We start from the raw sequence: 24,827 nt of genomic DNA, 5'->3' as shown, positions 1-24,827 counted from the left end.
GTCAAGCAGACCAGGGAAAGCCGGGGCAAGTGCTGTTGCTCCGGCTTTCCTTTTCCCTTTCGCTGTCGGCTCCTAAGCTTTGAAAGAGCGTGACTTGCCCGTATCAGTTCACCCCTCGCGCTTTGCCCTGCCACAACTCGGCCCGCAGGATGAACTTCTGGAACTTACCGCTGGCGGTCTTGGGCAGGTCGTCGCGGAATTCGTAGTGCTTGGGCACCTTGAACCCGGCCAGATGACCGCGCACATGCGCCGTGAGTTCCTCCGGCGTGACCTGCTGGCCCGCGTGCAGGGCGATAAAAGCGCAGGGCACCTCGCCCCACTTGTCGTCGGGCATGGCGACCACCACCGCTTCGCGCACGGCTGTGTGAGCGTACAGCACGCCCTCGATTTCCACGCTGCTGATGTTTTCGCCGCCCGAAATAATCACGTCCTTGTTGCGGTCGCGGATTTCGATGCGTCCGTCGGGGTGCACCACCGCCACGTCGCCGGTGTGGAACCAGCCGCCCTCCAGCGCCTTGGCGGTCGCCTCCTCGTTGCGGTAGTAGCCCTTCATGACCAGATTGCCGCGCACCATGATTTCGCCCAGCGTCTCTCCGTCCCAGGGCACGGGCTTCAGGTGCTCGTCCAGCACGTCCACTTCGCCCGCCGCAATCATCTCCACACCCTGCTTGGCGATCAGGGCGGCGCGGCGCGGGGTGGGCAACTGCTCCTGCCCCGCCGAGAGTTCGGCCACGGTAATCAGCGGGCTGGTTTCGGTCAGGCCGTACACCTGCGTGACATGAAAGCCCAGCGCGTTCATGTCGGCGATGGTGCGGGCGTGGGGGGGGCTGCCCGCCGTCGCCACCCGAATCTGGCGGCTCAGGGGCCGGGCGCACGCCGGGTCGGTGAGCATGGACAGCACCGTGGGCGCGGCGCACAGATGGGTCACGCCGTACCGCTCGATGGCGTCGTAGGCGGCCTCGGCCTGCACCGCTGGCAGCGTCACATGGGTCGCCCCCACGCCGAAGGGACTCCACACGCCGCCCCAGCCGTTGGCGTGAAAGTCGGGCAGGGTATGCAGGTAAACCGTGTCCTGGTCGGCCTTGAAGTAATAAATCGTCTCCAGGGCGTTGAGCATGGTCGAGCGGTGCGTGAGCATCACGCCCTTGGGGTCGGAAGTGGTGCCGGACGTGAAGTTGATGGTGATGGTGTCGTTCTCGTCCTGCACGGGGATAGGCAGCGGTGAGCCGTCCTGCGCGGCGAGGCGGGCCTCGAAGTCCTTCCCGGCGCCCGCAGCGTCACCCATCACCCACACTTCGATGTTGTGCTCGGCGGCCACCTCACGCACCTTGCCGTGCAGCGACTCGTCCACCAGCAGCAGCCGCACCTCGGCGTGCCGGAGCTGAAAGTCGTATTCCTCCGGGTTCAGGCGGGTGTTGAGCGGCACCAGCACGCTGCCTGCCCAGGGCACGCCCGCGTAGGTGAGCAGGCCGCCGTGCGTGTTGGGCGACAGCACCGCCACATGCTGCCCGGCGTACCCCGCCGCCTGCACCGCGCGGGCAAGCTGAAATATTCTCTGCCCCCACTGACGGTAGGTAAAACGCGGGCCACCGGGTTCGATGACGGCGGTGTGGTCGGGATAGAGCTTGAGGCCACGGCGGACGAGGTCCAGGGGCGTCAGGGGCGTGATCATGGGCAAACCTCCAGCAGGTGCAGACGTCGGGTTGTCGGGTGCTGCTCAATCTACGCCGCCCGGCGCGGAGGGGGTAGGGAACTGTTTAGGGCATTTCTCGAAACGCCCCCATGTCTTTTTGGCGAGCAGGGCCGCGAAAAGAGCGACGCCTGCCGGACCGGACGAAAGAAAAAGGCCCTCACGCGCTCAGGGACGCGGAGGGCCAGGAAAAAAGGGTCTATACAGAAGGCTTCAGAACCAGCCCTTTTTCTTCGGGGCCTTGCCCAAGCGCTTTTGCGCCTGCTCCAGCACGAAGTCGAGCGCCTTGCCTTTGGTGCTGGCTTTGTAGTACTTGCCGCGCCGGGCCTTTTGCTGGCCGCGCAGGTACGACGCGATTTCAAGCGCAATCGGGGTGAAGGCGAGCAGGCGGGTCAGGGTCAGCCCCCCACGCTTCGGCGCGGCGGCGCGGGCAGTGCCGGGCGTGCCCCCAGGGGCGTTGAAGGTGCCTTTGACGGTGCGGCCGGAACGGGTCGGTTTCACGCTCTTCATTACGCGGCAAGCAGGCCAAAAGTTGCTGAGCGGCGGGTGCAACCGGGTTGGGAGTTGAGGGGACGGCGGCCTCTGCTAGCCTGAGCGCATGACCACAACCGAAGACCGCGTCTCGGCCCTGCGCCCCCAGCTCGAAGCGTGGCGACGCTGGCTGCACCAGCACCCCGAACTCAGCTTTCAGGAATTCGAAACCGCCAAATACATCGTCAGCGAGCTGAACAAGCTGCCCGACCTTCAGGTCTCGCAGCTCACCCCGACCAGTGTGCTGGCGGTCCTAAAGGGCGGCAAACCCGGCAAAACCGTGCTGCTGCGGGCCGACATCGACGCGCTGCCCATCCATGAGGAAAACACCTTCGAGTTCGCGTCCAAGACCCCCGGCGTGATGCACGCCTGCGGGCACGACGGCCACACCGCCATCCTGCTCGGCACGGCCAAACTGCTCAGCGAGGACGCGGCGAACGTGCCCGGCGAAATCCGCATGATTTTCCAGCACGCCGAGGAAAACGGCCCCGGTGGCGCGGAAGAACTCGTGATGGAAACGTCCCTGATGGACGGCGTAGACGTGGTGACGGGCCTGCATCTCAACAGCCAGTTGCCCGCCGGACAGGTGGCGGTCAAGGCGGGGCCGTTCATGGCTTCTCCCGACATGATAGAGCTGACCATTCAGGGCCGGGGCGGGCACGGCGCACACCCCGAAGAAGCGGTGGACCCCATCGCCATCGGGGCGCAGGTCGTCACCAACCTCCAGCACGTGGTCAGCCGCCATGTGGGGGCGCAGGACGCACTGGTCGTCAGCATCACCTACTTCCAGAGCGGCTCCACCCACAACGTGATTCCCGACACCGCCCGCATCATGGGCACCGTCCGCACCTTCGACCCCGAACTGCGCCAGAAGGCTCCCAAACTCATCGAGCGCGTCATCAAGGGCGTGTGCGAGGCGCACGGCGCGACCTATGTCCTGAACTACGAGTTCGGCTACCGCCCCCTCATCAACACCGACTGGGTGGCCGAGGAACTCAGGCAGATTGCGCTGGACACGGTGGGCGCCGGGCACTTCAGCGAAGCCAAAGCCACGATGGGCGGCGAAGATTTCAGCGCTTACCTCGAAAAGGCCCCCGGTGCCTACTTCAACGTCGGCTCCGGCAGCGACGAGCACGACAGCCGCTGGCCGCACCACCACCCGCGCTTTACCATCGACGAACTCAGCCTCGAAACCGGCGTGAAGATGATGCATGCGGCGGCCCTCCGACTCGCGCAGCCTCAAGCAAACTGAGTCTCTGAGGCGCACCCCTGGCGCCCTGCCCCCGCCGATGCGGGAAAGCGGGGCGCCTTGCCGTACAGAGAGCTTTGCGGTCAACAGGTGCGCCGTGAACCGTTGCGCTACCGTGTCGGCCATGTCTGACCCGACCGCCGACTACGACTGGCTCTACGCCCAGACCCGCGCCGGGCGGGGGCGGGGGCCGGGGCCAGCACGGGCGCTGCTCGAACGCCTCGGCAGCCCGGACCGCCAGTTTCAGAGCGTCCGTGTGGTGGGCACCAACGGCAAAGGCAGCACCTGCGCGATGCTGGAAGCGGGCTTCCTGGCGGCGGGCGTGCGCGTGGGCCGCTTTACCAGCCCGCACCTGCACGCCTACGAGGAACGCATCCGGATAGGCGGCCAAAACCTCAGCCCGGCGCGAACCGCGCAGTTCATCGAGTGGGCCAAACGCCAAGCCCCCGGCGAGGCGTTTTTCGACCTGACGCTGGCCCTCGCCTGTCAGGCTTTCGCCGAAGCCGGAGTGGGGTGGGTCGTGATGGAAGCGGGCGTCGGCGGCGCCAGTGACGCGACCCAAGCGCTCGGCGACGTGCGGGCGGTGGCCCTGACCAACGTGGACCTCGACCACACGGCGGTCCTCGGCCCCACCCTCCGCGACATTGCCCGCGACAAGGCGGGGGCGGCGCGGCCCGGGGTGCCCCTGCTGACCACCGCGACGGGCGAGGCGCTGGACGTGGTGCGCGAGGTGGCGACGGAGACGGGCGCGCCCCTCTATGCGCCGCAGACGCATCCCGACCTGTTCGCCCTGCCCCACGCCCCGAACCTGAGTGGGCCGCACCAGCTGGCCAACGCCGCGCTCGCCGCCGCCACCCTGCGTGTGCTGAGCTTTGAGGGTGGCCTGGAGGCGGCCCTGCGTGCTTCCCACCCCGGACGTCTGGAACGCTTCACCGTCGCGGGCAAAACCGTGCTGGTAGACGGTGCCCACAACCCGCACGCCGCCCGCGCCCTGGCTGCCGCCGTTCCCCGCGCCGACGTGCTGCTGTTCGGGGGCCTGGCCCGCAAGGACACGGCGGCGACCCTGGCCCCGCTGCTGACGGTCGCGCCGACGCGGGTCTTTACGGCGCCGTCCGACCTCGCTGCCCCCCCCACAGAGCTGGCCGCAGAGTATGGCGGCGCGGCTCACCCGGCGCCCATCGCTGCCCTGGCCCACGCGCTGGACCTGACGCCCCCGGGCGGCACGCTGCTCGTGGCGGGAAGCCTGTATCTGGCGGGGCTGATTCGGGCGGAACTCGCCCCAGAGGGATAATACGGATTCCGCTTAATTCCTGCACAGTCGGGCGTATACAGTTGGGAAGGCGCCGCCTGTGCATCCATATCGCAGAATCCGTATTTTTTCCTACTCGCATCCGCTCTGCTGCGCAGCTTTGCAAGTCGGATTGAATCTGAAACTACCAGATTCAATCGGAATCCGTATAAAACACGCCGAAGGGATAAAACAAAAGCCGCCGGACTCCTGAGAATCCGGCGCTTTTCTTGGTGCTCGAGATGGGACTTGAACCCACACGGTTACCCACACGCCCCTCAAACGTGCGCGTCTACCAATTCCGCCACCCGAGCACAGTGAGAGGCGAGAGAAATACTAGGCGGGAGCGGCACAATTGTCAAGCGCTGGCCCCTTGCTCCGGCGGTGCCTAACGAAGTATGCTTATGTTTGCCGCCGTTACGCGGTCGGGGGACTTCTCCGGCTGAGACGCGCGGGACTTCATAACCAGGAGAACTTCAAATGATCGACAAACAGCAAGTGATTCGCGACAACGCAGGCAGCGACAGCGACACCGGCAGCACCACCGTGCAGGTGGCCCTGCTCACCGCCCGCATCAACAACCTCGCCGCGCACCTTCAGACCAACAAGAAGGACAAGGCCGGTCAGCGTGGCCTCCAGCTGATGAACGGTCAGCGCCGCCGCCTGCTCAAGTACCTCGAGCGCACCGACTACGACGCCTACATCGCCCTGACCGACAAGCTCGGCATTCGCCGCGGCCAGCGCATCGTTCGCTGAGTCTTTCCTCTGGCTCCCCCGTCCGAGTGGCGGGGGGCTTTTTTTGATGTTCAGCCCTGTCCGGTTCGGGGGTCGGGTTCCAGGCCGTGCGCGTAGAGCGTGTCTCCCTCGGCGCGGAGCTGCACGCGGGCCAGGGGAAAAAGGGCCTTGCCGAACACGCTCTGGCCCTGCCGCTGCGGGTCGAACACGCTGTAGTGGCAGGGGCAGCCCAGCATCGGGTGCTCGGCGCGGTAGTTGTAGGACAGCGCCAGCAGTTCGGTGTCGGCGATGGGGTTGACCTGACAGCCCAGGTGGGTACACAGCCGCGAGTACGCCGCGAAGTGCCGCCCCCCTACCGTGACGCCGGTCGGCGTCGGCTGCGGCAGTTCCATCAGCAGGCAAGGGGTCTTGCGGTACTGAAACTCGCGGAAGGAATACGGCCCCTGCAACTCGGAGAGCTTCGCCACCGCCTGCCGGGGGCCGGGCTGAAAGTTGGGCGGCCCCGGCGCGTGCTTGTCCAGCGTCACGCGCCGGGCATAGTTCGCCATGTAAGCGAAGGCGCCCGCCGTGCCCGCCACCGGCAGCACCCACCAGTAACTCAGCAGCGTGCGCCTGGACTCGTCTACTGCCATTCTTTCCCCTTCAGGGTCTGGACCAGCGCGTCCAGCTGTTTGCCTTCCAGTTGCGGAAAGGCGGGCATTCCGGTGGCCCCCTGAAGCACGATCTGGCGCAGCGCGGTTTCGTTTCGCAGTGCGGGCGAGCCGACCAGCTTGGGACCGGTGCCACCTTCGCCCTGTCGCCCGTGACAGCCCGCGCAGTTCTGCGCGTAGACGAGCTGGCCGTCCACCGTGCCGCCCACCTTGGCCTGGTACTCGACAATCAGGTCGTCGGCCTCGCTGGAGTCGGGGGCCAGCTTGCGGTAGTTCGCCAGCACCTCCAGCGCCTGCGGGTACTGCCCGAACGTGCCCAGCGCGTAGCCGTAGAGCAGTTGGCCTTCGGGGGCCTGGGGGTCGAGCTGGGCGGCGCGGGCGATGAAGCTCAGGCCGTTTTCCGCCATCTTGGCGTCGCCCAGCAGGACATATCCCACCCGGCGCATGGCCTTCGGGTGGTCGCGCTCCGAGAGCAGCACCTGCGTGTACGCCTCCGCCGCCTGCCGGTACTGCCGGGCGTCCCAGGCGGCGTCGCCCCACGCGAGATAGTCCGCCGCCTGCCCTGAACTCCGGGCGCGGTTGGCGAGGGCAGGCAGACGCGAAGCACTTTCCAGCTGCGTCTGCTCGGCAGGGGAGAGGCCCAGGTTGCGCCACTGCGGGAAGAAAGTCACGGTCCCGATGCCCAGCAGCAGCGCGGTGCCCAGCAGGGTGGCGGCGGCCACCGGCAGGGCGGGCCGGGCCTGTCCCGCTTTGGGCGTGGGCGGCAGGGCGTCGAGTTCGTGCAGCACCTGCGTCAGCCGCACCTTCTCGCGGGTGAGGGCACTGGCGTCGGCGCCCTGGGCCTGCAACTCGCCCAGGTTGCTCAGCAGCAGCTCGCGCTCCTCTTCCAGTTCGGTGCGGCGGGTGTCCTGCGGCGTCACGCGGGCCGGGGCCAGAATGGGCCGCAGCACCAGCAGGGTCGCCAGGAGGCCCAGCGCGAGCAACACGGACATCATGCCCGCTCCTCGCGTTCGCGCAGCAGCGCGGAGATGCGGCGTTCGTCGGCGTCGCTCAGCGGTTCGGCAGGTTCACGGCTGGCGCGGCGCAGGTAACTTTGCCACAGGCCGGTGCCGAGCAGCAGCGCCCCCACCGGAAAGCCCCACAGCAGCCAGTTGATGCCCTTTTTCGGCGGCTCCATCAGAATCCGTTCGCCGTAGCCCGCCACGAAGCGCTCCAGAATCTGCCGCTCGCTCTGGCCCCGGCGAATGCCGTCACGCACCTCGTTCATCATCTGGCGCGAGATGTCGGTCTGCGACTGCGCGATGCTCTCGCCCGAGCAGATGGGGCAGTGCAGCTTGGTCCCGATGCGCTGCGCTTGCCGCTCCTGCTCCACGGTCAGGGGAATGGGCGCGGTGCGCTCCACTTCTGCCACCCCGGTACGCACCGAGTCGGCGCGGCCCCGTTGGTCGGTGTCCTTCGGTGCCGCTTGCGAGGCGGCTCCCTGGGTCGCGTTCTGCTGCGCGGGCGTCGTGCCCTGCGCCGCAGCGGTCGGGACCAGCACGGGCGAGGCCAGCAGCAGCGCGGTCAGGAGGGTGCGAACCTTCACAGCCCCGCCTTTCTCAGCGCCCCGCGCAATTCGGGTTCCTCAATGGGGCCGTCCTTGATGTGCACGACCTGCCCCTGCCCGTCCACGATGAAGGTGACCGGCAGCTTGCCCACCCCGTAGTTCAGCGCCGTGCGCGAGCCGGGGTCGAGCAGCGCGGGGTAAATCAGGCCGTAATCGTCCATGAACCGCCGGGCGTCGGCGGGCTGGTCGTTGTAGATGACGCCGTAGAATTCGGCCTTGCCTGCCGTCTCCTGCGACAGTTTGGAAAACATCGGCGCTTCCTGACGGCACGGCACACACCACGACGCCCAGAAGTTGACGACCACCGGCTTGCCCCTGGCCGCCGTGAGCGCGTGCGTGCGCCCGCCGAGGTCCTGAAGCGCGAAGGCCGGTGCGGGCTTGTTCAGCAGGGCCGGGCCACCCTCCGGGTCGGGGGTCAGCAGGCCGTAGGCGAGCAGGCCGACCAGTCCGGTCATCACGGCGGGAACAATCCAGCGGGTCCAGGACGTGCGTTTGGGGGGCACGAAATGGGGCGGCACAGAATGGGGTGACGGGGAGGTCATACCGTTGCTCCTTCCAGCGTCCGGGCGGGCGGGCGGACCGCCACCGTTTCGCGGACCGGGGCGGTGACGCTCAGGGCCGTGCCGAGCAGCAGCACCGCGCCACCCCACCAGATCCAGCTCACCAGCGGGGAATCGATGACCGCCACCGTCGCCCACTGCTCGCGTACGTCGCCGCTGAGCAGCGTCACGTAGGTGTCGCCCATCAGGTGGTACTTGACGGCGGGCATGGCGACCTGCTGCGGCATGTTGACGTAGGTGTTGAGTTTGGGCGTCAGCACTTCACGGCCCACCTGCACCGTCGCCACGATGGACTGCCGCTCGGGGCGCTGCTCGGTGCCCAGTGCCGTGAGGGTCAGCGTCTTGCCGAGGACGGTCTGCGCCGCGCCGGGCCGCAGGGTGACTTCCTGCCGGGCCTTGTAGGTGCCCGAAAAGCCGATGCCGATGGCCATCAGCACGATGCCGAGGTGCGCCACGTATGCCCCGTAGCGCCGGGGGTACTCGCGCACCAGTCCCGGCAGCGCCCCCAGACCGCCCCGGGCGCGGGCGCTGCCGCCCACGAGTTGCCCCAGGCCGACCATGTTGTAGGCACACAGCCCCAGCGTGAGGGCGAGGCCAGGGTTGCGAATCCCGAACACGAAGGCCAGCACCGTCGCGGCGAGGAGCGCCAGCACCGGCCACCGCGCCAGCGCCCACAGGCTGCGCAGGTCGCCCTGTCCCGCCTTGCGCCAGGGCAGCACCGGGCCGATGCCCATCAGGAGTAGCAGCAGCAGGCCAATCGGAATGGCGAAAAAGTTGTAGAACGGCTCGCCCACGCTGGTGCGGATGCCGCGCACGGCCTCGACCAGCACCGGAAACAGCGTGCCGAGGACGACCAGCAGCGCGAACACCACGAACACCACGTTGCCGCCGAGCATGGACCCCTCACGCGAGAGCGGGCTGTCCAGGCTGTGCGGGTCACGAATCTGCGGCAGCCGCCACGTCGCCAGCCCCACCCCCAGCGCCACCAGCACGGCGAAAAACCCCAGGAACACCGGGCCGATCGGACCGTTGGAAAAGGCGTGCACGCTTTCCACCACGCCCGAGCGCGTCAGGAAGGTGCCCAGCACGGTGGCGGCGTAGGCGAAGACGATGAGGTAGATGTTCCACGTCTTGAGCATCCGTCGCCGCTCCTGAATCTGCACGCTGTGCAGAAAAGCGGTGGCGAGCAGCCAGGGAATAAAGCTGGCATTTTCCACCGGGTCCCAGGCCCAGTAGCCGCCCCAGCCCAGAATCTCGTAGCTCCACCACGCGCCCGCCGCAATCGCCGCCGACAGAAAGCCCCAGGCGACCAGCGTCCAGCGCCGGGTCTGCACCAGCCACGACTCGCCCAGCCGCCCCGTCACCATCGCCGCCACCGCGTAGGCAAACGGCACGCTCAGGCCGACGAAACCCAGGTACATCAGCACCGGGTGAACCGCCATCATCCAGTGGTTTTGCAGCAGCGGGTTGGGGCCGCGTCCCTGCGCGGGCACGTCCACCACCGGGGTAAAGGGACTCGCGACCGTCAGGTTCAGCCCGACGAAAAAGATGACCGACAGGCTCATCGTCGCCAGCACCCAGGGCCGCAGCACGTCGCGCCGGGCGGTGAGAGAAACCAGAAAGGCGTAGAGCGACAAAATCCACGCCCACAGCAGCACCGAGCCTTCCAGCGCCGCCCACAGCGTGACCCACTTGACCCACAGCGGCGACACCGTCATGGAGTGGTTCGCCACGTAGCGCACCGAGAAGTCGTCGGTCAGGATGGCGTATTGCAGCAGCCCGATGGCCACCGTCATGAAGCCGAAGTTGCCCCAGACGGCGAAGCGGGCCATGTCGGTCAGCCGCTCGTCGCGCCGCACGCCGCCCAGCACGCCCGCAAAGAGCGCCACCAGCGCAAACCCCAGGGCAAACAGCAGCGCCAGCGACCCGGCGGCGCCGACAGGGGAAAAGTTGTATCCGAGGAAATCAGGCATGGGACTCCGTTGGGCTTAGGGCGGAAGGCCGATGGCAGATGGCGGAAGGCTGAGGGAGACAGGGCCAGGGTGCTGAAGGTGCAGTTCGGGCGTTTGCCCTTTGCTCTCCGCTCTCTGCCCTCTTCTCTCCGCCCTCTGCGCCCCTCAGGGCCGGGCGCTCTGGTCGTTGAGAATCTTCTTCAAATCGTCCGGGCTGTACTGCCCCTGGCCTGCGCCCCCGGTTCCCGGACCGTCCTCGGCCTTGTATTCCTCGGAGTGCTTGACCAGCAGCGACTTGCCGTGAAAGACGCCCTGCTGCATCTGCCCTTCCATGACCACCACGGCGTCGTTGCGAAACAGGTCGGGCACGGCGCCCTGGTACTGCACCGGGTAGGAGGTCTGCCCGTCGGTCATGTTGAACTTCAGGGCCAGGGTGTCGCGGTTGTACACCACGTCCTTGGCGAGGCCGCCCATGCGCAGCGTCTTGCCCGCGAATTTGGCAGTGTCCTGCTGGTACTCGCTGGGCAGCACGTAGTACACGAGGTTGTTGTTGGCGTTGCCCAGCACCATGTAGCCGATCAGCCCCAGCACGCCTGCGCCCGCCAGCAGCAGCGGCAGGCGGTTGCGCTCCTTCTTGCGGGCGGGGGGCAGCGGGGTCCCGGGCAGGCCGGTGGGCGTGGTGGTCATGCGTCCCCCTCCAGTTCCCGTTGCTCCTGTTCCAGTCGGCGCAGGCGCGAGAGCACCCAGCCCACGTACCCGATGAGGCTGGCGAAGGTCACGCCATAGACCCAGGCGACAAAAACGGTATACATCTCAGGCACCTCCCGAACGGCTCAGGCCGCGCAGCGCCGCTTCGTCGTGGGCAAGCTCGCGGGCTTCCTCACGGGCGGCCAGGATGCTGCGCAGCCGGACCATGAAGAAGTACAGCACCGTAAAGGCCCCCAGCATGGTGAAAAAAGCCTGCATCATCCGGGGGTCAGCGGCGAGTTCGAGCTTGCCCAGAATCTTGACGGTGGCGGTCTGGTGAATGCTGCGCCACCAGTACACGCTCATGTAGTTGACGGGGATATACAGCGTGCCCACGATGCCCAGCACGGCGGCCACGCGGGCGCGGCGGTGCGGGTCGTCGATCAGGCCGCGAATGATGAAGTAGCCGAGGTAAATGAGCAGGCCGACGGCGGTGGTGGTCAGCCGGGGGTCCCAGGTCCAGTAGGTGCCCCAGGTGGGTTTGGCCCACAGGCTGCCCGAAAACAGCGCCAGCGCGGTCATCAGCACACCGAGTTCGGCGCTCGCGGCGGCCACGCGGTCAAAGCGGGTGTCGCGCCGCACGAGGTAGAGCAGGCTGTAGAGCATGGTCCCGATATAGGCCATGTAACTGGTCCACGCGGCGGGCACGTGCAGGTAGTAGATGCGCACCAGTTCCTTCTGGTTCACGTCCGGCGGCGAGACGAAGGCGAGATACAGCCCGGCCAGCAGCAGCAGCAGGCCGAATCCTCCAAGTGCAGTGGTCAGGCGGTCCCTCATATGGCAAGCCCGAGTAGACCATGAACGGGGTAGGCATTTGTCTATTCCGCCAAGCGGGGCGCCGCTGCCGGGTGGCCTCACCCTTTCCCTCAACCCCCGCTCAAGCTTCCGTGAGGTTTCTGATAGAGAATTTGCCGTACTGTACGCGCTCTAAGCATATTGGCCGACCCTGCGGGCGACTTGCCTGAAAGACGAAAACTTGATATATTGGCACTCAAGTTTTTTGGCAGGAGTCTTTTCTCCTCACGGACGCTGGCCCCCTGCCGAAGCCACCTTTCTCGCCGCCCCCTGCGGGGCCAAAGGAGCGTCAACGGATGCCCGACAGCACTGCCCTTCCTGCCACTGTTCCCGTCTGCCCGGTTCGCGGCAGCGTCATTTATCCGACCATGGTGCAGCACATCGATGCCAGCCGCGCCATTTCCATCAACGCCATCGAAGCCGCCATGCAGGGCGAAAAAGTCATCCTCATCGTGTCGCAAAAAGACAAGGACGTGGACGACCCCAGGGGCGACGACCTCTACGACGTGGGCACCGCCTGCAACGTGCTGCGTGTGCGCAAGAACCCCGACGGCACCCTCCAGATGCTGGTGAGCGCGGTGGCGCGGGTGCGGGCCAGCAACTACCAGGTGGGCGACTACCTGACCGCCGACATTCAGCCCCTCGAAGCGGGCAAGGCAGGCGGCGTGGAGTTGCAGGCGCTCTCGCGTGAACTCAAGGACAAGTTCGAGACGGTCGCCAGCGGGGGCCGCATCGGTGCCGAGAGCGTGCAGACCATCCACTCCAAGGACGACATCGGGGAAATGGCCGACCACGTCGCCTTCAACCTCGATTTCAAGCTGGAGGACAAGCAGGCGATTCTGGAAGCCGCCAACGTGGTCGAGCGCCTGAAGAAACTGCTGACCCTGCTCGACACCGAACAGGAAGTCCAGGCGGTGCAGGCCAAGATTCGCGCCCAGGTCAAGGAAGAAATCGACAAGAACCAGCGCGAGTACTACCTGCGTGAGCAGATGAAGGTCATCCAGAAGGAGCTGCACGGCGGCGACGAGGAAGAAGGCGACGAGGCCGAACAGTTCCGCGCCAAAATCGAGGCGCTGGACCTCAAGCCCGAGGTCAAGAAGGAAATTGACCGCGAAGTCAACCGTCTGGCCCGGATGCACCCCGACGCTGCCGAGGCCTCGGTCATCCGCACCTACCTGACCTGGGTCACCGAACTGCCCTGGAACGAGCGCAGCGAGGACCGCCTGAACGTCGAGGAAGCCGCGCAGGTGCTCGACGAGGACCACTACGGCCTGGAAAAGGTCAAGGACCGCGTGCTGGAGTTCCTCGCCGTGCGCCGGTTGCGCAAAGAGCGCGCCGAGCGCGGTGAAATCAGCGCCGAGGAGGTCAACAAGGGGCCGATTCTGGTCTTTACCGGCCCTCCCGGGGTGGGCAAGACCTCGATTGCCCAGAGCATTGCCAAGGCGCTGGGGCGCAAGTACGTGCGCATCGCGCTGGGCGGCGCCCGCGACGAGTCGGACATTCGCGGCCACCGCCGCACCTACATCGGTGCCATGCCGGGCCGCCTGATTCAGGGCATCCGCACGGCGGGCACCAAGAACCCGGTGATTTTGCTCGACGAGGTGGACAAGCTCGGCAGTTCGTACCAGGGCGACCCGTCGTCGGCGCTGCTCGAAGTCCTCGACCCCAGTCAGAACCAGCACTTCACCGACCACTACATGGGCGTGCCCTTCGACCTCAGTGAGGTCATGTTCATCGCCACCGCCAACTACCCCGAGCAGATTCCCCCGGCGCTGATGGACCGCATGGAGGTCATCGAGTTCAACTCCTACATCGAGCAGGAGAAACTCGAAATCGCCAAGCGCTACCTGCTGCCCCGCCAGTTGCTGCAAAACGGCCTCAAGCCCAACCAGATCAGCTTTACCGACGCCGCGCTGGAAAAACTGATTTCGCACTACACCCGTGAAGCGGGCGTGCGTAACCTGGAGCGCGAAGTGGGCACGGTGTCGCGTAAGGTCGCCCGCAACATCGCCACCGGCAAGACCAAGCGCGCCAAAGTCACCGACAAGGAACTGGAAAAGTACCTCGGCCAGCCGCGCCACACCCCCGAAACCGAGGGTCTGGAAGACAAGGTGGGCGTCAGCACCGGCATGTTCTACACGCCCGTCGGCGGCGACATCCTCTTCGTCGAAACGAGCATCATGCCCGGCAAGGGGGGCGGGCTGCTGCTCACCGGCCAGCTCGGTGACGTGATGAAGGAGTCGGCCCGCGCCGCCCTGACCTACGCCAAGAGCAACGCCGAGCGTTTCCACATCGACCGCGAACGCCTCGACAACAGCGAAATCCACATCCACGTTCCGGCGGGCGCCATTCCCAAGGAAGGCCCCAGCGCGGGCGGCGCGATGGCGACCTCGCTCATCTCGGCCCTGACCGGCATTCCGGCCCGGCACGACGTGGCGATGACCGGCGAGATGACGCTGACGGGGCGTTACCTCCCCATCGGCGGCCTCAAGGAGAAGGTGCTGGGTGCCCGCCGCGCCGGAATCAAGCACATCATCCTGCCCAAGGCCAACCAGCCCGACATCAACGACATCCCGCTCCACCTGCGCTCCAGCATGCGCTTCCACGCCTGCGAGACGGTGGACGAGGTGCTCGACGTGGCCCTCGTGGGCGGCCTGAAGGCGCTGGAAACCCCGCGCGGCGGCGAAGGCACCCTGCCGCCCGCCGACACCGGCAGCAAAGGCCGCAAGACCGGGCGCCGCAGCCCCGAAGCCCGCGCCTGAACCAGCCACAAGAAACCTCCCCCAGCCAGCAACGGTGGGGGAGGTTTTTTGTGGCTGGGTGTTATACGGATTCCGCTTAATTCCTGCACAGTCGGAACTACACCGCCTGTGCATCCATATCGCGAAATCCGTATCTTTTCCTACTCCTTTCAGTCGGATTGAATCCAGAAATCTGCTGGATTCAATCGGAATCCGTATTTTTTCCTACTCGCATCCGCTCTGCTGAGCAGCTTTGCAAGTCGGATTGAATCTGGTAGTTTCAGATTCAATCGGAATCCGTATTACTGCGCCGGGACGCGGGCGTACTCGGCCCCGTCACGCCGGATGATGAACACCGCGTTGCCCTGCACCTGAATCGGGGCCTGGGCGAGTCGGCCTGCCACCTGGGCGGCGGGGACGCCCGGCATGATCTCGCGCTCGCCGCTCGCGTCCTGCACGGTGATGGAGTAGGTTCCACCGGGCAGCTCCGTGCCGAAGGTGTAGCGCAGGTTGACCTGCCGGGGCGTGGTGTCCACCGCAGGCGGCGCGGGGGTTGCGGGCGGCGCAGCGGTGTCCGGCTGCGGGGCCGTGTCCGTTGCGCTGCCGCCGGGTGCCGCAGGGGTCGGCTGTGTACCGGCTGGCTGTGAGCCGGAGGGCTGCGTAGCAGGGGGCTGCGTGCCGGGGGGTTGGGTCTGGTCGGGCGCCGTGATCGGCTCGGGCGGGGGCGGCGGCACGTAGGGCGGCGGAATCGGCAGCGGCTCGGTGGGCACGCTGGGGGGCGTGTACTTGACGCTGGCGACCACCAGCTTGACCGGACTGCCGACGGGGACGGTGGCGAATGGAGCAGGCTCCTGCGACAGCACGGTGTTTTCGGTCTTGTCGCTGGGTTCGCGTGTCACCTCGGTCACGACCAGTCCGGCGGCCCGCGCCCAGTCCCGCGCCTGCTCGAAGGTCAGGCCGCGCAGGTCGATGATGAAGGTCTCCTCGCTGCGGACCCCGGTGCTCACCAGCACCTGCACCGGCTGGCTGCGCTGCGTGGAGGCCCCGGCCGGCGGAATCTGGGCGATGATGCGGCCCTCGGGCGTGCGCGTCAGGGTGCCGTCCACCCGGATGACCTTGCCCAGTTTCAGGGCGTTGTCCCCCAGCGGCCCGGCGGCCTGGGCCAGGGTCATGTCCTCCACCTTGGGCACCACCAGGGGAGCAGGCTTGTTGACGGTCAGGATGACCTGCCTTCCCACAGGCAGCGACGTGCCCGCCTCGGGTTCCTGCCGAATCACTATGCCGATGGGCAGCGTGCCGCTCTCGCCGTAGGCGTATTCGACCCGGAACCCTTTTTTCGTCAGGGCGCGGGCGGCCTCGGCGGCGGGCTGCGAGGTCACGCTCGACACCTCGCCCACCGGGGGGTTGAGGTAGATCTGGGCGGCCTGCGCCCCCAGCCACCCCGCGCCGCTCAGGAAAAACAGCCCCGGCACGAAGGTCAACCAGGCCCCGGGCCGCCGCTCCCGCTTGCGCCTGACCTTGCCTCCCCGCAGGCCACCCAGCACGCCCGCATTGAGGGCCGCGATTTCCTCGGGGGTTCGCGGCGCCGCCGGGCGCAGGTACGCCACCAGCGGCATGTCGCCCTGCATGACGATATCGGCGTCGCTCAGGGCAAAGCCCGCGTCGGCGAGCCGCGTTCCCAGGGCCTCGACCGCTTCCACCATTTCCTGGCGTTTGGTGGGCTGCGCGGCGGCCTCGGCCAGCGGCGTGCCGCTCACCGGCTGCCACACCGCGTAGTACGCGCCGGGGCGGGCCACCACGTCGGTCAGCCCGGCGGGGGCCACCGAGCGTAGCGCCGTGCGGTAGGCGTGAAAGTTCTGGCGCTCGGCGGGGGTCTGGACCTCGAACCAGGCCACCTGCCGGGTCACGCCCTCGGCGGCGCGGACCTCGTAGAGCGTGACGTTGCCGGTGCGCGACACTTCGCGCAGCACCTGGTACTTGCCGTCGATGGGTTGCGTCGGCGGCGTGGGCGGCGTCTGAGACGACTGAGAAGACGCAGGCGCCGCGCCCTGGCCCGCTGGTTTGGAGGAATCCGGCCCGGTCATGCACCGCGCAGCATAGCGCGGGGAGAACGCGGACAGGCTGATGCCAGCCGCCGCCGTCACCCCACTGACCGTCACGGCGACGCACACCACGCTGAAGAAGGACAGCGGCCCGCCGGAAGAAAACGCAACATGGTCCCCGTCAGCTACGAAGTCCGTGTGGAGTCGGAGGGCAATGGACAACGAAAAAACCGCCCACCGGGAGATGGACGGTTTGCAGCGCGGGGAGGGAAGTCTTACTCGGCGCTGCCCGGCGCCCCACCCCGGCGACCCCGGCGGCGGCGGCGGCGGCGGGCCTCGTCGCTCTGGGCGTCGGCGGGGACACTGCCCTGAACCGGCTCGGCAGCGGGGGGCAGCGGCGCGGCGTTGCGGGGGGCGGAGGAGCGCGGTTGTCCCTGGCCTCCGCGCCCGGTGCCCGCGCCGCTCCCGCCGCTCAGGCGGGCGGCGCCCCGGTCGTTTCCGCCCCGGCTGTAGCCGCGCCCGTCGCCCCGGCGCTCGCCCCGGTCATAGCCGCGCTCGCGTCCGGCGCGGGGGCCGCTGTAGCCGTCTTCGGGGGGCATGTTGTCGGTGGACCAGTCGCCGAAGTACATGCGCTGCACGGTGATGTTCACCGGGCGCAGGTGCTCGTTGCGGGGCCGTTCCAGCGTGATGACCCGGCGCGGGCCGCCGCTCCGGCGCTCCATCGGCATGCCGCCGAAGGTGCGGCCCCCGTTCTGCCCGCCCTGGCCGGAGTCACGGCCCCGGCTGGACGGGTGCTGGCCGGACGGGTGCTGGCTGGACTGGCCCTGTCCGCGTCCGAACTGGCCGCCCTGCCCGCCCCGGCCCGGACGGGGACCGCGCTCGCCGAGTTGCGGGCTGCTCTGAATGGCGGGCCGGTCGTCGTCCAGGGTGAATTTGGGCTGAGTCACTGGAATGCTCTTGAGTTTTTCCTGCCGCTCCTGCTCGCGGTCCTCGCGGCGGCGGGCACGGATTTTCACGTCGGTCATGGGGGTCTCCTGCTCGGTTCCGGGCTGCTCGTAGCTGCCGGGCTTGTACTCGGGGTCTTCGGGGTCGGCCAGGGTCAGGTCAATCTGACGGGCCAGCGGCTTGACGTCTTGAATGGTGACCTGCACCGCGTCACCCAGGCGGTAGCCCTTGCCGGAGCTGCGGCCCCGCAGCATCTGCGCGTCTTCGATGAAGAAGTAGTAGTCGTCATCGAGGTGGCTGATGTGCAGCTTGCCTTCCACGCCGTTGTCCAGCGCGACATACAGCCCGCTGGACACCACACCCGACACGTTGCCCATGAACGACTCGCCCTTGTGCTCCTGTGCCCACTTGCACTGGTAGTACTTGGTCAGGTCGCGCTCGGCTTCGGCGGCGGTGCGCTCGCGGTCGGAGGTGTGCTCGCCCATCGCGGGCAGTCGGCCCTGGAACTGCGCCACTTCACGGTTTCCGGCCTTGAAGTCGCCTGCCAGTACCTTCTTCAGCGTGCGGTGAACGACGAGGTCGGGGTAACGGCGAATCGGCGAGGTGAAGTGCAGATACTCGTCGAAGGCAAGGCCGAAGTGACCGAGGTTCTCGCCCGCGTACTTCGCCTGCTGCATGGAGCGCAGCAGCAGCGTATTGACCACGCTTTCGCGGTTGGTGCCGCGTACTTGCTTGAGCACCGCCTGATACGCCTGCGGGGTCGGTTCGCCGCCTGGGAAGGCGAAGCCCAGCCGCCCAATCGCGCCCGTGACCTCCTGGAATTTCTGGAGGGTCGGTTCTTCGTGGATGCGGAAGAGGGTCGGGATTTCGCGCTCCAGCAGATAGTGGGCGACCACCTTGTTGGCGAGGAGCATCAAGTCCTCAATCATCCCGCGCGCGGTTTCCTCGCGGATGGGGATGAGTTCCATGCGCCCGTCCTTGTCCACGTCCACCTTGACCTCGCGCAGCTTGAAGTCCAGCGAACCGTCGCGCAGCCGCTTCTGGCGCAGCTTGGTGGTGATTTTCAGCAGCAGGTGGAGGTCGCCTTCGAGGTGCCGGGCGTGTTCGGGCAGCGTGGCGGTGGCCTCGCTGTACGCCTGCACCTCGTCGTAGGTCAGCCGCGCCTTGGAGTTGATGACGCTGGGCGCGAGTTTCACGTCCAGAATGTCGCCTTCCGCCGACAGTTCCACCAGCGCGGTCATCGTCAGGCGGTCCTGATACGGCACCAGGCTGCACACGCCGTTGCTGAGGTGTTCGGGCAGCATCGGCAGCACCCGCCCCGGCAGGTAGACCGAGGTGGCGCGGGCGTAAGCTTCGCCGTCCAGCGCGGTGCCTTCCTGCACGTAGTGGCTCACGTCGGCGATGTGGACACCGACCACGAAGTTTCCTTCGGGCGTGGGCTGAATGTGAATGGCGTCGTCAAAGTCCTTGGCGTCGCGCCCGTCTACGGTGAAGATGTTGAATTCACGCAGGTCGAGGCGGCCCACCAGGGCTTCTTCGGGAATCTCGACGGGGATGGCGTTCGCCTGTTCCAGCACGTCGTCGGGGAATTCACCGCGCAGGCCGAACTTGACGATGACGGCCTCGGTTTCAGTCTCGGGGTCGTCCTCGGCCCCCAGCACGCGCACGACCTGCCCGAAGACCTCGTCCTCGCCCGTATGTTCGGGCCAGAACAGTTCGGTGACGACGCGTGCGCCCGCTTCCAGTTCTTCCAGACCTTCGGGCAGCAGCAGAATGCGGTGCCGGGCGCGGTGGTCGTCGGGCTTGAGAATGGGGTGACCGTGGTGGAATTCCAACGTGCCGACGAGTTGCTTGTAGGCCCGCTGCACGATGCGGACCACGGTGGCGCGGGGGTTGCCGTCGCCCTTTTGCCCGCGTCTGCCACCGCGCTGGTCGCGGGTGTCGCCGCGTCCATCCATACGGACGAGCACGGTGTCGCCGTTCCAGGCTTCCAGGGTGCGGTCCTGCGGGATGTAGTAGTCCTCGCCGCCCGCCTTGCCCCCGTTGCTGTCGGGCACCACGAAGCCGAAGCCCGCCGCCGACGCCTGGAATCTCCCGCGCACCAGGCTCATCGCTTCGGGGAGGCCGTAGGTCTTCTTGCGGGTGCGGATGACTTTGCCCGACTCCACCAGGGTTTCGAGCAGGTCGGTGATGCTCCGCCAGCCACCGAGGCGCTCCAGGGTGTGCCGGGTAAAGGTGCGCTCCAGGTCGCGGACATGCACCGGGCGGCCCAGCTTGCGCAGTTGCTCCACGAGCAGACGCTCCTCGTCGGGCACGTTGCCGAGGTCGTCCTCGGTGTCCTCGGCGGGGGCCTGTTCCTGCGGCGCCGCCTGCCGCTCGGCCCGCTTTTCCTTGCGGTTCTTGCGGGGCTGGTGGGCTTCGGGGGCCGCAGCGTCGGCAGTCTCCTGCGGCTCCACAGCGAACACAGAGTCCACTGCCGGAAGCGCGGCTTCATCTTCCTGAATGACGGGAGCTTCGTGGGTGACGGTGGCTTCCTGGGTCACGGTCAACACCGGGGCAGGCGTTTCATCTTCCGCGCCGCCGACCTCCACCGCCTCCACGCCCGCCAGCACCTCGTTCAGCGGGGCGGGTTCGGGGGCTTCGGCCTTCGGACGGCCCCGGCCCCGACGTTTGGGAGCAGGGCTGGCTGCCTCCAGTTCAGGAGCGGCATCGGGCGCGGTCACTTCCAGCACGGGGGCGAGGGCGGCTTCGGCGCTCTCCGCGGTCGCTTCGGCCCTGGGCTTGCGGCCCCGGCGGGGCTTGAGGGGTTCGACGCCAGCAGCCTCGGCCTCCGGCTGTTCGGTGACCGCTGGCGCTTTCGGCTTGCGGCCACGCTTGACCGGGGTCGGTGCAGCTTCGGCGGCGGCTTCCATTACCGGTTCGGCAGCTTCGGCGTCCGCCTGTGCCCTGGGTTTGCGGCCCCGGCGCTTGGGCGGCTCAGCCGCTTGGGTGTCCGGCGCGGTGACAGGGACCGTTTCGGCGCTCACCGGTTCTTCAGCAGGCACCGCTTTCGGCTTGCGCCCCCGGCGGGGTCTGGGTTCGGTGGGTGCGTCAGTCGTCAGGGCTTCGGCGGCGACGGCTTCCACAGGTCCGTTCACCTGTTCGGGCGCGGCCACTTCTTCAGGCGCGGCGCCCGGCTTGCGGCCCCGCCTGGGAGCCGGGGTTTCTTCGTTCTGGGCGGGCGCGGCGTCTGCCGCTGCGGGGGCGGAGGTCTTCCGCCGGGACTTGGAACTCTTCTCGCTGGGCGCGGGGGCCGAAACTTCGCTCTGCGCGGTCCCTTCCGGGGTCACGGGGAGCAGGGGTTCGGCCACGGCGTCCTTTTTCCTCTGTTTTGGCATTTATGCACCTAGGTCGCATCAGGACGCACCCGTAAGTGTTTGTTTTTGTCGCGGCGCCGCCGGTTTCGGCTTTGATTCTGCTGCCGCGCCCCACACTCACGGGAACTGGTTTCTCGCTCGACTCGGGTTTCTTCGCGCCTTGCCCACGGCCCTTGACGGCTCATCTCTCTGTGGGGGCGCAGCTTTGGCGAAACCCGGTAGCAAGGTCAGCTTAGCACGCCCATCTGACGCGGGTCTTTACGCATTCTGGCGGGTGCCGGGGGCAACGGCACCTTCGCCCAGTTCGGCCCATCCCGTCAGCGGCGCGTGGTCGCTCAGCCGCACCGAGCGGTCGGCCCGCACGCCGCTGACCGTGACCCCGGCGGCCAGCAGATAGTCGATGCGCCAGCCCACGTTGTTGGCGTAAGCGTTTGCCCGGTTGCTCCACCAGGTGTACTCGGCTTCTGCACCCAGGCACTCGCGGTGGCAGTCGGTCAGACCGGACGCGAGGTGCGCGGTCATCCACTCGCGCTCGTGGGGCAGAAAGCCGCTGTTTTTCTGGTTGCTGCGCCAGTTTTTCAGGTCGATTTCACGGTGCGCCACGTTGTAGTCGCCCCCGATGACGACCGGCTGCCCCGCCGCGAGCAGGCCGGACACCCACGCCTGATAGTCGCCCAGAATGCGGTCCTTGAACCCCTGGCGCACCTCGCCGGAGCTGCCGCTCGGCAGGTAGACGCTGACAAATCGCACGCCCGCGACCCGCGCGCTGATGACCCGGCCCTCGGCGTCCATCTCGTCGTGGGGCATTCCGATACGCACGTCGTCCAGCGGCAGCCGCGAGAGGATGGCGACCCCGCTGTAACCGGCCTTCTGTGCGGGAAACCACGCCGAGTGGTAGCCGGGCAGGGCGTCGGGCATGGGGTCGGCGCGGACCTCCTGAAGCAGCAGCACGTCGGGCTGTTCGCGCTCGACCCACTCGGCCAGGCCTTTGCGCAGCGCACTTCGCAGGCCATTGACGTTGAAGGAGGTGACTTTGAGACGGGCAGGCAGCATCGGCAGGCGCTCGGGCAGCATCGGCGCCGAACATAGCGCGGTTGTGCTCAGGCCGCGAGACGGGGCAGGGGCCGGGAAATTCAAGGCGCGTTCATCCGTTTGCTGACCGGCCTTCGGGGGAGGCGGGTTAGGCTGCGCCCATCATGGCCGACATCAAGTTTATGAACGAGTCCGACGGGCAAGAGTTTCAGATGATTCACCCCCGGTCCGCCCGTGTGCTTCAGGACATCCGGGCCTGGGCAGCGGGCAACGGCTTCGGGCGCGTGGTCTTCTGGCGCGACGCCGACGACGCCCACAAGCTCTGGGTGCAGCTTGGCGACGACCGGCTGAACTACTGGATTCACGACTCCACCTTCACCGAGGGCAAGCACGAGACGGTCGAAATGCAGATGGACTACGCCCGGGGCGCCCAGCGGCGCAGCGTAGCGGGGTTCGGCAAGTTCGACAAGTAGGGAAGGGGAGAGGGAAGAGGGGCCGGAGTCGCCTCTCTTTTTTCACCCTTTGACGGCGACATAGACGGCCAGATGCAGCCGGTCTGCCAGCGGAAACCGCTCAGGATTTACGCTCATACGGATTCACCTCGGGTGCGGCGGAATCTAAGCTGCTGAACGCACGTAGCGCTCTAGGTGCAGCATCAGGTTGTGGGCCGCAACCGCACGGCACGTGCGGGCTACGACGGCCTGGAAGGAATTCAGCTGCACCTCACCCAGAGAGCAGCATCTCGCTAACCTGGAAAAGACCGATTCTATGCGCTTTCTTAGTTTCCCCAGCACCGGTGGCCATGCCACCGGTGTCTTCGCGTTCTCCCGTGACTTGGCGTACACGCCACTCCCGACGTAGCCTTTGTCCCCAAGCGTGCGGCTGCGTTCGTATTCAGAGAGCAGCTCACGGGCCACGCCCTGCTCGGATTCGTTGGCAGCGACAATGGCAAACTTCGTGAAGTAGCCCTGCGTGTCGACGACGCCGTGAAGCTTGTAGCCCATCACCCAGCCCATACTCCCTGGGCCTATTTTTGCTTCTGACTGCTGTCTGGGCCGCTTCATTCGGGCACCCTGAGCAATGGGGAGGGGTTTACTGTCGATAATGAGGATGTCTGCATCTTTCGGGCTGAGGGACAGCCCGAAAGATGCGATGAGATGCCTGGCTGCGAGTAAATGGCGGTGGTAGCGACTGCGTTCGGGGAGGTGTGGGAAGAGGTCGGCGTAAAGCTGACGAACGAGGGCGAACCAGGTCTCGCTGTTCTTCTGACCAAGAAGGTCGCCCACGAGGGCGATAGTGATCAGTTCAGAAGGAGTGGCCTGACGGTTGCGGGCCATGGGAAGCTGGTAGCTTCCCATAGCGCTGAGCAGTTGGAGATGGTCGTCGACAAGGACGTAGGCCAGTGTGAAGAGGTCGGGCAGGCTAAAATATTCCAGAAGCTGGCTGGTTCGCATAACCCCAGCTTCGCTTTTTTCGCCCCTTCTTGCGCCGCACCCGAGGTGAATCCGATTGAATCCAGCAGATTTCTGGATTCAATCCGACTGAAAGGAGTAGGAAAAGATACGGATTTCGCGATATGGATGCACAGGCGGTGTAGTTCCGACTGTGCAGGAATTTAGCGGAATCCGTATCAGGTGCAGGCCGTAGCTGCCGGTCAGCGCCTGCGCGTCGTCGGCGGTGACGGTGATGGACAGGCGCACGTCCAGCCGCCGGGCGGGGAGTCCGGCCTCACGCAGGGCGTCACGGAGCGGCGCTTCGGGGCCGACTTCGGAGACGGGGCGGCCCACCGCTCGCCACATCGCGGCGAGATGCTCCGCGCCCTGCGCCGCCAGCACCAGTTGCCCGCCGGGGCGCAGCACCCGCCACGCTTCGGCCAGGGCACGCGCCGGGTCGGGCAGGTGGGCCAGCACGCGCACCAGCAGCGCGGCGTCGAAACTGTGGTCCGCAAAGAGCAGGGCTTCGGCGTGTCCCGCCGTCACCCCCAGACCGGGCCGGGGGTCCACGCCCACCGCCCGCCCGGTGTGACCGCGCCACGCCAGAACCCCTAGAGCAGTTCTCCGAATTACGTGATGCGCGGAACGGCACCCCGCATCACTCCATTCTCTGCTGCGCAGCTTTGCAAGTCCGTCCTGCTCAGTGTTTTGCACTCGCTCTCTGCGAGCTGTCCCAGTCCGCTCGCCAAAAAGACGTTGCGTCTTTTTGTCAAATGCTCTAGGCCATGCCCCGCCCCCGCGCCGATGTCCAGCACGTCCAGTTCAGGGGCGAGGTCCAGAGCGCCGAACAGCGGTTCGTAGGGCCAGCGCGTGCCGCTCAGTCGCGACAGCCGGGCGTCGCGGGCGGCGGAACTTGCCCGGCCTATGCCTGCGCCCCGCCCGGCACGATGGTGTCCGGCGACACCCCCAGGCGGCGCAGAGCCTCGGCCCAGCGGTCCTCGGGGGCCACGTCCCACAGCAATTCCGGGGTGTCCTGCTCCACCCACAGCCAGGTGCCGACGCGGGCTTCCTCGGTGAGTTGCCCGGCGGCCCAGCCTGCGTAGCCGAGAATCAGCATGTAGCGCTGCCCACCTGCGACCACCGCGTGCAGCACGTCCTGGCTGCTGCTCACCATCAGGCCCTCGGTGAGTTGCACCTCACCCTCCAGGCCCACCGGGGCGCGGTACAGGCACCAGCCCAGGCCGGGGTCCACCGGGCCGCCCAGCCACACCGGGGCCGTTTCCTGCGCCAGTTCGGGCAGCAGCTCGGCCACCGTCGGTCCGGCAGGCAGGTGGACCATCAGCCCCATCGCGCCCTGCTCGTCGTGTTCCAGCAGCAGCACGACGGCGCCCTCGAAGAAGCTCCCCTGAAGGTGGGGACTGGCAACCAGAAAGGTCAGCGGGCCGCTCATGCGGGCAGCATATCGCCCCCCGTCC

General features: G+C 67.2%; 21 protein-coding genes and 1 tRNA gene. 5 read left to right on the top strand and 17 right to left on the bottom strand.

What is annotated here, in order from left to right; genetic code table 11:
- Positions 1–103 precede the first annotated feature (103 nt).
- Positions 104–1,672 (bottom strand): acyl--CoA ligase family protein, encoded by a 1,569-nt coding sequence (locus G6R31_RS09980; RefSeq protein WP_017870969.1) that lies wholly within the window; start codon positions 1,670–1,672, stop codon positions 104–106.
- Between the two features lie 231 nt (positions 1,673–1,903).
- A complete protein-coding gene (locus G6R31_RS09975) occupies positions 1,904–2,200 on the bottom strand; it encodes a hypothetical protein (RefSeq protein ID WP_017870968.1) in 297 nt (98 codons plus the stop codon).
- A gap of 88 nt (positions 2,201–2,288) precedes the next feature.
- On the opposite strand from G6R31_RS09975, the gene G6R31_RS09970 reads away from it, so the two are divergent.
- The gene (locus G6R31_RS09970; protein ID WP_017870967.1) at positions 2,289–3,473 is read left to right on the top strand and encodes a M20 family metallopeptidase; all 1,185 of its coding nucleotides are present in this window, start codon (positions 2,289–2,291) and stop codon (positions 3,471–3,473) included.
- A 121-nt stretch (positions 3,474–3,594) separates the two neighbouring features.
- A complete protein-coding gene (locus G6R31_RS09965) occupies positions 3,595–4,761 on the top strand; it encodes a glutamate ligase domain-containing protein (protein ID WP_017870966.1) in 1,167 nt (388 codons plus the stop codon).
- Between the two features lie 228 nt (positions 4,762–4,989).
- On the opposite strand, the gene G6R31_RS09960 is transcribed toward G6R31_RS09965, so the two are convergent.
- Positions 4,990–5,072 (bottom strand) — tRNA-Leu (locus G6R31_RS09960).
- Positions 5,073–5,238: 166 nt separating this feature from the next.
- Between G6R31_RS09960 and rpsO the strand changes: the two genes are divergently transcribed.
- Complete coding sequence (gene rpsO, locus G6R31_RS09955; protein WP_017870965.1) at positions 5,239–5,514, top strand: 30S ribosomal protein S15; 276 nt, start codon at positions 5,239–5,241, stop codon at positions 5,512–5,514.
- 50 nt (positions 5,515–5,564) lie between these two features.
- Here rpsO and G6R31_RS09950 read toward each other — a convergent pair whose 3' ends face one another.
- The 8 genes from G6R31_RS09950 to ccsA form a co-directional block, all read right to left on the bottom strand.
- Complete coding sequence (locus tag G6R31_RS09950; RefSeq protein WP_017870964.1) at positions 5,565–6,125, bottom strand: Rieske 2Fe-2S domain-containing protein; 561 nt, start codon at positions 6,123–6,125, stop codon at positions 5,565–5,567.
- Positions 6,116–7,138, bottom strand: a complete 1,023-nt coding sequence (locus tag G6R31_RS09945) for a c-type cytochrome (RefSeq protein WP_017870963.1) — start codon at positions 7,136–7,138, stop codon at positions 6,116–6,118. The genes G6R31_RS09950 and G6R31_RS09945 overlap by 10 nt, the downstream gene beginning before the upstream one ends.
- Entirely contained in the window at positions 7,135–7,728 is a 594-nt protein-coding gene (locus G6R31_RS09940) for a cytochrome c-type biogenesis protein (RefSeq protein WP_017870962.1), read from the bottom strand. The genes G6R31_RS09945 and G6R31_RS09940 overlap by 4 nt, the downstream gene beginning before the upstream one ends.
- Entirely contained in the window at positions 7,725–8,291 is a 567-nt protein-coding gene (locus tag G6R31_RS09935; RefSeq protein WP_025567248.1) for a TlpA family protein disulfide reductase, read from the bottom strand. Before G6R31_RS09935 ends, G6R31_RS09940 begins: the two co-directional genes overlap by 4 nt.
- Positions 8,288–10,282: a heme lyase CcmF/NrfE family subunit gene (locus tag G6R31_RS09930; protein WP_017870960.1), complete on the bottom strand. Its 1,995-nt coding sequence runs from the start codon at positions 10,280–10,282 to the stop codon at positions 8,288–8,290. The genes G6R31_RS09935 and G6R31_RS09930 overlap by 4 nt, the downstream gene beginning before the upstream one ends.
- A gap of 144 nt (positions 10,283–10,426) precedes the next feature.
- Positions 10,427–10,948: a cytochrome c maturation protein CcmE gene (gene ccmE, locus G6R31_RS09925; RefSeq protein ID WP_017870959.1), complete on the bottom strand. Its 522-nt coding sequence runs from the start codon at positions 10,946–10,948 to the stop codon at positions 10,427–10,429.
- Complete coding sequence (gene ccmD / locus G6R31_RS09920) at positions 10,945–11,073, bottom strand: heme exporter protein CcmD (RefSeq protein ID WP_017870958.1); 129 nt, start codon at positions 11,071–11,073, stop codon at positions 10,945–10,947. The genes ccmE and ccmD overlap by 4 nt, the downstream gene beginning before the upstream one ends.
- Before the next feature lies 1 nt (position 11,074).
- Positions 11,075–11,785: a cytochrome c biogenesis protein CcsA gene (gene ccsA / locus G6R31_RS09915; RefSeq protein ID WP_017870957.1), complete on the bottom strand. Its 711-nt coding sequence runs from the start codon at positions 11,783–11,785 to the stop codon at positions 11,075–11,077.
- 314 nt (positions 11,786–12,099) lie between these two features.
- Between ccsA and lon the strand changes: the two genes are divergently transcribed.
- The gene (gene lon / locus G6R31_RS09910) at positions 12,100–14,565 is read left to right on the top strand and encodes an endopeptidase La (RefSeq protein ID WP_017870956.1); all 2,466 of its coding nucleotides are present in this window, start codon (positions 12,100–12,102) and stop codon (positions 14,563–14,565) included.
- Positions 14,566–14,846: 281 nt separating this feature from the next.
- Here lon and G6R31_RS09905 read toward each other — a convergent pair whose 3' ends face one another.
- From G6R31_RS09905 to G6R31_RS09895, 3 genes are all read right to left on the bottom strand, one after another.
- Complete coding sequence (locus G6R31_RS09905; RefSeq protein WP_025567245.1) at positions 14,847–16,628, bottom strand: PASTA domain-containing protein; 1,782 nt, start codon at positions 16,626–16,628, stop codon at positions 14,847–14,849.
- Positions 16,629–16,861: 233 nt separating this feature from the next.
- Positions 16,862–20,908 (bottom strand): ribonuclease R, encoded by a 4,047-nt coding sequence (gene rnr / locus G6R31_RS09900; protein ID WP_081608288.1) that lies wholly within the window; start codon positions 20,906–20,908, stop codon positions 16,862–16,864.
- 237 nt (positions 20,909–21,145) lie between these two features.
- A complete protein-coding gene (locus G6R31_RS09895; RefSeq protein WP_017870953.1) occupies positions 21,146–21,961 on the bottom strand; it encodes an exodeoxyribonuclease III in 816 nt (271 codons plus the stop codon).
- A 122-nt stretch (positions 21,962–22,083) separates the two neighbouring features.
- Here G6R31_RS09895 and G6R31_RS09890 point away from each other — a divergent pair, with 122 nt between their 5' ends.
- A complete protein-coding gene (locus tag G6R31_RS09890; protein ID WP_017870952.1) occupies positions 22,084–22,392 on the top strand; it encodes a hypothetical protein in 309 nt (102 codons plus the stop codon).
- Between the two features lie 144 nt (positions 22,393–22,536).
- On the opposite strand, the gene G6R31_RS09885 is transcribed toward G6R31_RS09890, so the two are convergent.
- From G6R31_RS09885 to G6R31_RS09875, 3 genes are all read right to left on the bottom strand, one after another.
- Entirely contained in the window at positions 22,537–23,373 is an 837-nt protein-coding gene (locus G6R31_RS09885) for a transposase (protein WP_114671024.1), read from the bottom strand.
- 78 nt (positions 23,374–23,451) lie between these two features.
- The gene (locus G6R31_RS09880; RefSeq protein ID WP_380025659.1) at positions 23,452–24,066 is read right to left on the bottom strand and encodes a methyltransferase domain-containing protein; all 615 of its coding nucleotides are present in this window, start codon (positions 24,064–24,066) and stop codon (positions 23,452–23,454) included.
- Between the two features lie 208 nt (positions 24,067–24,274).
- Positions 24,275–24,802 carry a YqgE/AlgH family protein gene (locus tag G6R31_RS09875; RefSeq protein ID WP_017871427.1) on the bottom strand — a complete coding sequence of 176 codons (528 nt, stop codon included), beginning with the start codon at positions 24,800–24,802 and terminating at the stop codon, positions 24,275–24,277.
- Positions 24,803–24,827 lie beyond the last annotated feature (25 nt).

This window comes from Deinococcus wulumuqiensis R12 (genome assembly GCF_011067105.1).
Classification (GTDB): domain Bacteria; phylum Deinococcota; class Deinococci; order Deinococcales; family Deinococcaceae; genus Deinococcus; species Deinococcus wulumuqiensis.
This window is presented reverse-complemented; position numbering and strand designations above follow the sequence as displayed.